Origin of the sequence: Allobosea sp. AAP35 (assembly GCF_001295925.1) — a bacterium.
GTDB lineage: Bacteria > Pseudomonadota > Alphaproteobacteria > Rhizobiales > Beijerinckiaceae > Allobosea.
The window spans coordinates 1-7,425 of the sequence record NZ_LJHQ01000062.1; the positions used below are offsets into that span (position 1 = coordinate 1).

Consider the following 7,425-nt stretch of genomic DNA (forward strand, 5'->3'; position numbering starts at 1 on the left):
TCGGGCGTCGGACCGCCGAGATCAAAGCGCAGGAAGCGCATCCAGGACAGGCGGTCCCGGATCTTCTTTTTGATGACCCGCCGCATGCTCTCGTCGCCGGCATCGACCTCGCCAAGAAACCGCACTTCGCCTGCGCGGCCGCTCTCAGCCACCGCCACCGCATTGCGGAGCTTGGCCACGTCGATGCCGACGAAAACCTGTGTATGATCTTCCACGGCTCGCCCTCCTGCGCTGAGGATCGGCCCGGCCAATCCGGGTAACCCTCGCCGCGGCAGTGTAGGGCGAGCCGCCTCAGCGCCGCAGGCGGACATACGGTCTTACGATCAAGGCGGGCAAGACGGCACCAAACGCGGTACGTTGTTGCGGGTGTCCAGCTAGCCGCGTTTCTGACCGCCGCCCTGCTTCATCAGCCTTTCCATTCGAGATTATGCGCGCTTAAGGACGAATAAATGCTGGTGCGCGATGTCATCCTCGATCTCCGCACGCTCGCCGATACTGCCGGAACTTTCGATCACGAAACCAGCATTTTGAAACATCGCCTCGATCTGCGCACGGTCGCGGTAGAGCATCAGCAGGCCGTAGCGGCGCTGAAGAAGCCTCGTGACCGGGTTGCGTCTGTCCTGGTGCTGGGTGGCCTTGGGCGTCGCGACCAAGGACTCGGCGAGCGGCACGTGGCAAAGGGCCATTCCGCCCGGAACCAACACCCGATGGATTTCCTGCAGCGTGCTGGCCAGTGCCACGTCATCCATGTGCTGCATCACGGCGATAGCCGTGACGAGATCCATGCACTGGTCCGCGACGCCCACCAGTTGGCCGCGAGCTACGGCTACAAAACCAAGGTTTGGTTTCGGAAAAAGCACTCTGCCGCAGGCAATTGCGCCACATGAAATGTCAACACCAGTCACCTGGGCGCAGCGATCCGCCATGTGGCTGGCCAGAATACCTATTCCGGAACCGAAATCGAGAACGCGCGACCCGGGATTTAGGAAGGGCGCGATGACTTCATCCGCCAATTGCCGGCGTGACAGCACGTTGCGCGCAAGTTCAAGTTCAAGCACATCTCGCATCGGCATCGGCGGTGGATAGCGGTCGCTGCCGATTTCGGTGAAATAATGAGGGGAGATGCTCAAGAGCCTCAGTACGAAGCGTCGCCTGTGCGCTTCCGGCATGCGGCGGATCAAAATTGGCAGTAGCGGGTTCCCGAGGAAAGACTGGTCCGCCGGCCCGTTTGTCAATACTAGGAGCATCCGGCCGGCAACCGAAGTGAATGGCAGCTGCCGTGTGGACTTGCGGCTCGCAGTGGCAGTATCTGGCTGGGCGATCATGCCAATCTCCTTGCCTGGCGACCGCCGACCCTCGCCGGCTGCTGACACCAAACTGACTTAAGATTTAGCGGCAGACCGCGCCGCTAGTAGACTCAATACATCGCAGCAAAGTTCGGCTTGTCTTCGACCCTCAGTCCGCTTCGCGTCAGAAGCGCCGCCAGCGCAGCTTCGTCCATGAGGTCCAGGTCGGACGAGTAGGGTAGCGTCAGGGCTGGCGTCTCCACCGGACCGGCGAGTTCGGGCAGACTCGAACGGATCACATAGTGGCCGTCGCGCTCGACAGTCCGCACTGCTTCGTCCTCGGCCACAAGTGTCTCGTGGATTTTCTCGCCTGGCCGGATGCCGGTATACTTGATCCGGATCGGGCGGTCACCGATCAGAACTTTTGCCAGCGTCTCGATACGGGCCGCCGGCGCGCGCGGGATGAACGTGTCGCCGCGTTCGCCAAAGGCATAGGCCGAAACAATTGTGTCCGCCGCGTCCGTCAAGGTCAGCAAATAGCGCGTCATCGTGGGTTCTGTGATTGTCAGCGGCCCGCCATTGGTGATCTGGGCATGGAAAAGCGGTATCACCGAGCCCCGCGTCGCTAGGACATTGCCGTAGCGGGCTACGCCGAAACGTGTTTTCGATGTCTCAGTATTCGCCGCGATGAACAGTCGTTCCTGTAAGGCCTTGGTCATGCCCATCACGTTGACGGGGTGACAGGCTTTGTCTGTCGAGATGCCGATTACTGCCTCGACCGGAAGGCTTTCCTCGATGATGGCGCGGATGATATTGCGCGGACCCAGAATGTTGGTGTCGATGGCCTCCGACGGATAGTATTCGCAGGATGGCACCTGTTTGAGTGCAGCCGCGTTAAACACCACATCAACATCGCGCAGCACCATGCGCACGGCAGAAATATCGCGCACGCACCCCACGCGAAAGCTCAAAAGGCTCTGGTTGTCCTTATAGATGATGTCTTCCGAGGCCATGGCCATGTTGTGGAAGGAGACACGCATGTCATGGTGCTTGGCCTCGTCCCGGCTCATCACCGTGATGCGGCGCGGTCGACCGTAAAAACCCGAAAGCAGCCTTGAGGTTAAAACCTTGCCAAGTGACCCGGTTCCCCCGATAATCAGGACACGCTTGTGATCAAGTGCAAGTCGCAGCGATCGCTTGGTCATAGTCGCTCCTTCGCAAGGCCATCGCGGCAAGCATCTCATCCCAGCCAGGCGACCTAATGCCGGTCAATGCAGAAAATTTCTCTCCCGACAAGCTACGGTCAATCCGTAGACCTTCGACTTTGGCCAGATCGATGTCAAAATTGTTAAGGGAGTTCAGTTTCGAAAGCAGGTCGAATTTCGAGATCGGCGCCGCCGCGACGTGATGGAGCCCGGACAACCGGGGATGTTGCGCGATCAGACGAACGATGATGTCAGCCAGCGCATAGGTGGTCAGGCCGGAAAAAATGGCCCCGGTCCAGCCCTGTGCAGCTTTGCCGCGCTGCGAGCGGAACCACTCGGCCAGGCCTTCACTACCGGAGAGCTGCCAGCCGATGATCGAGGTCCGGATCGTCAGATGCGGGGCGCGGGTGACTTCGCCAAGAAACTTCGTGCGCCCGTAAAGGTCCAGCGGGTCCGGAATGTCATCCTCGGTATACTGGCCTTTGTTGCCGGAGAAGACGCAGTCCGTCCCCGGCTGGATCAGCTTTGCACCAATACGGTCGCAAAGCCGCGCCAACCGATGGGGAGCCAGCGCGTTTACGGCGATCGAAAGTTCGGCATTTGCCGCTTCGGCACGCTGCTTGATCATGCCGACGCAGTTGACTACCACATCTGGGCTGGCGCGTTCCAAGGCACCAACAACGCTGGCCTCATCGAGGACGTCGCAAAATGAAACTGCATGATCGGTCGCGACAGCGCCGTGCAGGATCGGATGCTGGCTCCACTCTGTACGCACTGCCGCCCAGGGTGTGAATCGGGAAGCAGCCAGACTGCGGCAGAGCGCATGTCCGAGCATACCTGCAGCCCCGAAAACCATCACACTGACCACACGCAGCCGCCGATCTGATGCCCCAACGTTATGTGATACTGATATGGCTTGGCTGGGGCGTCAAATAAATCTTGCAATGATGCCACTTGGCGAGACAATGTTCCGGCAACAGCAGAGCTAGACATCGGCGTCCGTGGGTCGTTTTAATCGAGATGGTTGCAGCCCGGGCTAGTATCCCGACTGGATGAACAGCGAGATGCGCGCAGATCAACCCAATAGGCGGCTCTTCTGATGCAACTGCCTTTTGGTCGGATTCACAATAGGACACGGATGGATGCCGAACCTGGCGATCCGTCCGAGCTGGTTTCGCTGTTCGTTATGGCCATCCTCCGGCGCTGGCGCTTCGTGCTGCTGGTGGCCGTGACGATGGTGCTTGTGGTCTATGGCGCGCTACAGATGATCGGCGATGTCTACACGCCCCGGGCAAACCTACTAGCCAAGATCGGCCGCGAAAATGTCGAAGTGCCCGGTGCTACAAGCAGCGGCAATCTCGTCTCCACCGGCGTGCGCAAGGAGGACGTCAATTCGGATGTCAGCCTGCTTGGCTCGCGCGCCCTAATCGAGCGGTCGATCGACGCACTTGGCATCGAGGCATTCCAGCGTCAGCAACCGCTGGCGCAAAGCATTACCCAGATGATTCGCCAGGCCATTAGCCGGTTTGTACAATCGCTGTTGCGCATGTTCGAAGAGACTCTCATTGTGCTCAGGTTGGCTCGCGAGCAGACTCCGCGCGAGAAGATCATCAATCGCATCGAGACTGCGCTGATGGTACGGCGTGAAGGGGAATCCGACGTGATTTCGGTCATCCTGCGCACGCCGGATCCCGACCTGGGGGCACGCTTCCTCGAAATGCATGTCGAGCAGTTCATGACCCAGCGCTCGGTCGCCAGGCGCAGTAGCGGGATTACCAGGTTCTTCGACGACAGGGTTACAGACGACAAGGTACGCCTTGACCAGCTCGATATGGACATAATGCAGTTGCGCTCGCAGTTGTCGCTCGCCTCAGTGGAAGTGGAGCGTGGCAACCTTCTGCGCCGGTCAGCCGAACTGGACTCGGCGATCGCGGCGGCCGCCAGCTCGTCCGCAATAACCGAAACCCTTGCCCGTTTTGTTCCCGCCGACGGAGATACAGCCCAGTCCGGTGCAGGTGCCAGCCCCGCCGCAGTGCGCGCGCGCATCGCTGATCTGATCATCGAGAGGGCGACACTGCTGGAACGTTTCGCCACCAACGCACAGCCGATGCAAGAGATCGAGGGCAGAATTGGCCAGTTGACAGCCCTGCTGGAACGGTCGGCAGCTAAGGAGATCGCTACATTGACGGCCGAGCGTCGCAGCATCGACCTCCGTCTTGAAACACTCAATGGCGGTGAACTGAAACTCGACCGCATGAACCTCGAACGCAGTCTCGCGCGCGAGCGGTATGGCGAGCACCGCAAACAGCGTGACGTCGCCCTCATTGGCGCGGAACTCGAGCAGCGGCGCGTCGCCAACATATCCGTACTTACGCCGCCAACACGCCCGTCGTTGCCGGATTCTCCGCGCCGCGTCATGATTATGCTTGTTTCCTTGCCGCTTGGCCTTCTGCTTGGGCTGGCCCTCGCGGCGCTTTTCACCTTCCTCGACCCGCGCGTCCTAACCTTGAATGACTTCACGCGTGCATCGGGCATCCCGGCGCTCGGGACGTTCAGCCCAGGCAGTCAGGCCGGCGGCAAAAAGCGGGCTGCATGATGACGGCGCGCAGCCTATCACGTGGTTTGCACTCTTATCCAGAACGTGGCTGGCTGGCGGCGATCATCAGCGTCGGAGCAGGCACAGTGGGTGGATTGATCCTACTGATCAGTGCGTTGCTGTATTCTCCGTTGATTGGCGTGCTTGCGCTCTTTGCCGCTGTGGCGGCCACTGCCTTCGTTGTCTACGCGCCGAATATCATGCTGCTGGCGATGGCATTTGTCACACCGCTTGAAAGGATCGGCCGTTTTGGTGACGATCTCACCTTGCAGACCTTCTCGCTTATGAGGATTGTGGGTCTGGCGGCGTTGCTGGCCGTGATTGCGCAGATGCTGCTGCGGCGACAGCCGCTGGTCTTGTCGACGCCGCTAGCGCTCTGTGCCTTGTTGCAGGCGCAGGCCTTCGCATCTATAACCTATGCGCTCGATCCAGCTTCGACGCAAGCCCATGCGATTACCATGCTGGGCGGCCTGCTGATGCTGTTTACTATCGTTCAAGGCGTGCGCTCTTGGCGCGCGGTCGAAGCCACACTCCTTGCCTGGCTCGTGGCAACGCTGCTGATCTGCCTCTATCAGGTTTACGACTGGCATTTTGGCGCGGAGATCAGCGATCTCGACATCGGCTCGGTCAGTGCCCGTTTCTCGACGACACTCAATGCACTTTCGGAAAAAGAGACACTGGGTGCTGCCAAGCGGGCCATGGGTACGACGTCCAATTCTGCCGTCTATGGCATCAATCTCCTGCTTGCTCTGCCTTTCGTGTTCTACCGGATGAGGGTGGCCCGCTCATGGCCCGCGGCCGGGTTCTGGGCAGTTGGTCTGGTGCTGGTCGTCTACAACTTGATGCTCACCAACACCCGTGCTGTGCTCATCCTGGCCGTGCTGATGTTTAGCCTGATCGCAGCGCTCGGCCTGTACCGAATGACGGCGGTGCGTGCGCTCTCCGCCATCTTGATGGGGGCCATGCTGCTGCCCCTGCTGCCGCAAAGCATCTGGGACCGGGTGCTGCATCTGGATGCATATGACCTCGAGAACGCTACCAACCTGCAGTGGCGCTTCAATTTATGGGCCGCCGCACTGAAACTTGGCGGCGAGCACTGGCTTGCCGGCGTCGGCGTCGGCAACCGCACGGCCATCATTTCGTATCTTGATCCGTTGCGCTTCGACGGAGAATGGATAATGGCACACAACGAGTTCCTGCAGATTTTCACGGAGCTTGGCATTCCCGGCCTTCTGGTCTTCATGAGTTTCATCGGGTCGCTGCTGCTGCGAAGCTGGCGGGTGATGCGCCAATGCAACGCCGATCCTGAACTTTCGCGAATGCGCTGGTTCGCAGCTGCCTCATTCTGTGCGCTGCTGGTCGCGCCCGTATTCGGCCTGCAAGTGGATGTGTTTCACTTCCCATTGAAAGGCTGGTGGCTTGTTGCGGGTCTAATACTCGTGCTTGACCGGCTCATGCGTGAGCGGATCGCTCAGGGCGAAAGGCAGGTGCCCCATGCCGCTTGACGCACCAAAGACGGCCGGCTCGCCCCTGCCGGAAACGATGCAGTTGGCCGCACGTCTTAGTTTCGGCATGCGTGATGCGAGACTGGTGATGGTTTGCGGCATCCGACACGATCACGGCGCGGCGGCGCTTGCTGTCCAACTTGGAAGCTGTTTTGCGTTGATGCGCGGCGATCAGACAGCCACGCTCGATTGTGCCTTCGACAGTACGGGCCGTCTTGAGTTCAAGGCGCTCGTTGGCCAAGGAGGATTGCTTGAATGCCTCAGCGAACAGGGTGGGCCGGCTATTGCTGGGGTCCAAGGGCCGGCGCGCGGACTTCGACTGCTGAGCCTGGTTGGTGCTACTGGCTTGAGCATCGACGAATTCGTCGGAGCTGACCTCCAGGGCGTCGCCGCGCTGCTGAGGGAACGCTACAAAGTCTGCTTCCTGGCAGCTGAGCCGCTCTTGTCTTCATCAATGACGTATCTGCTGGCGGGTATCGTCGACGGCGTGGTCCTGACGGCTGTGTCGGCTCTGGACCGCAGGGATGATGTGGCTGCCGCAGGGGCGCTGCTCGAACAGATGAAGATGCCGGTTTTCGGCGGTGTCCTGATCGAGAGTTGAGAAGCACTATGGATGAACGCAAGCCAGGTTGCGAGGCCGAATACGTGATGCCGACCGCCGTCGGGCGGCCGGACTTCCTGCCATCGTCGACCAACCATCCGGAACCAGCCGCATGACGGACAAGATTGCCCTGATCACGGGTGTCACGGGTCAGGACGGAGCCTATCTAGCAGGGACTGTCAGGATTTCCGTGTGCGGGCGGCCATAATGGATCCGATGGAGGTTCCCGATG

The 7,425-nt window shown here is 60.1% G+C and carries 6 protein-coding genes and 1 pseudogene; 3 read left to right on the forward strand and 4 right to left on the reverse strand.

Annotated elements, in window-relative coordinates:
- The 4 genes and pseudogenes from IP69_RS21970 to IP69_RS18380 form a co-directional block, all read right to left on the reverse strand.
- A pseudogene (locus tag IP69_RS21970) lies at positions 1 to 215 on the reverse strand (hypothetical protein); the annotation flags it as partial.
- Between the two features lie 210 nt (positions 216 to 425).
- Entirely contained in the window at positions 426 to 1,325 is a 900-nt protein-coding gene (locus IP69_RS18370) for a class I SAM-dependent methyltransferase (RefSeq protein WP_082359457.1), read from the reverse strand.
- A 92-nt stretch (positions 1,326 to 1,417) separates the two neighbouring features.
- Entirely contained in the window at positions 1,418 to 2,491 is a 1,074-nt protein-coding gene (locus IP69_RS18375) for a polysaccharide biosynthesis protein (RefSeq protein ID WP_054144286.1), read from the reverse strand.
- A complete protein-coding gene (locus IP69_RS18380; RefSeq protein ID WP_156323535.1) occupies positions 2,460 to 3,359 on the reverse strand; it encodes an SDR family oxidoreductase in 900 nt (299 codons plus the stop codon). The genes IP69_RS18375 and IP69_RS18380 overlap by 32 nt, the downstream gene beginning before the upstream one ends.
- A 270-nt stretch (positions 3,360 to 3,629) precedes the next feature.
- Here IP69_RS18380 and IP69_RS18385 point away from each other — a divergent pair, with 270 nt between their 5' ends.
- From IP69_RS18385 to IP69_RS18395, 3 genes are read left to right on the forward strand one after another with little or no spacing between them, the layout of a single operon-like run.
- Complete coding sequence (locus tag IP69_RS18385; protein WP_054144288.1) at positions 3,630 to 5,087, forward strand: hypothetical protein; 1,458 nt, start codon at positions 3,630 to 3,632, stop codon at positions 5,085 to 5,087.
- Positions 5,084 to 6,592, forward strand: coding sequence for an O-antigen ligase family protein (locus tag IP69_RS18390; protein WP_082359459.1), 1,509 nt, complete (start codon positions 5,084 to 5,086; stop codon positions 6,590 to 6,592). Before IP69_RS18385 ends, IP69_RS18390 begins: the two co-directional genes overlap by 4 nt.
- Positions 6,582 to 7,193, forward strand: coding sequence for a hypothetical protein (locus tag IP69_RS18395; RefSeq protein WP_054144290.1), 612 nt, complete (start codon positions 6,582 to 6,584; stop codon positions 7,191 to 7,193). The genes IP69_RS18390 and IP69_RS18395 overlap by 11 nt, the downstream gene beginning before the upstream one ends.
- Positions 7,194 to 7,425: the final 232 nt, after the last annotated feature.

Bases quoted from the DNA above. Each gene is read 5' to 3' on its own strand.
- IP69_RS18390 (WP_082359459.1), top strand. From the start codon at position 5,084: ATGATGACGGCGCGCAGCCTATCACGTGGTTTGCACTCTTATCCAGAA.
- IP69_RS18375 (WP_054144286.1), bottom strand. From the start codon at position 2,491: ATGACCAAGCGATCGCTGCGACTTGCACTTGATCACAAGCGTGTCCTG.
- IP69_RS18370 (WP_082359457.1), bottom strand. From the start codon at position 1,325: ATGATCGCCCAGCCAGATACTGCCACTGCGAGCCGCAAGTCCACACGG.
- IP69_RS18385 (WP_054144288.1), top strand. From the start codon at position 3,630: ATGGATGCCGAACCTGGCGATCCGTCCGAGCTGGTTTCGCTGTTCGTT.
- IP69_RS18395 (WP_054144290.1), top strand. From the start codon at position 6,582: ATGCCGCTTGACGCACCAAAGACGGCCGGCTCGCCCCTGCCGGAAACG.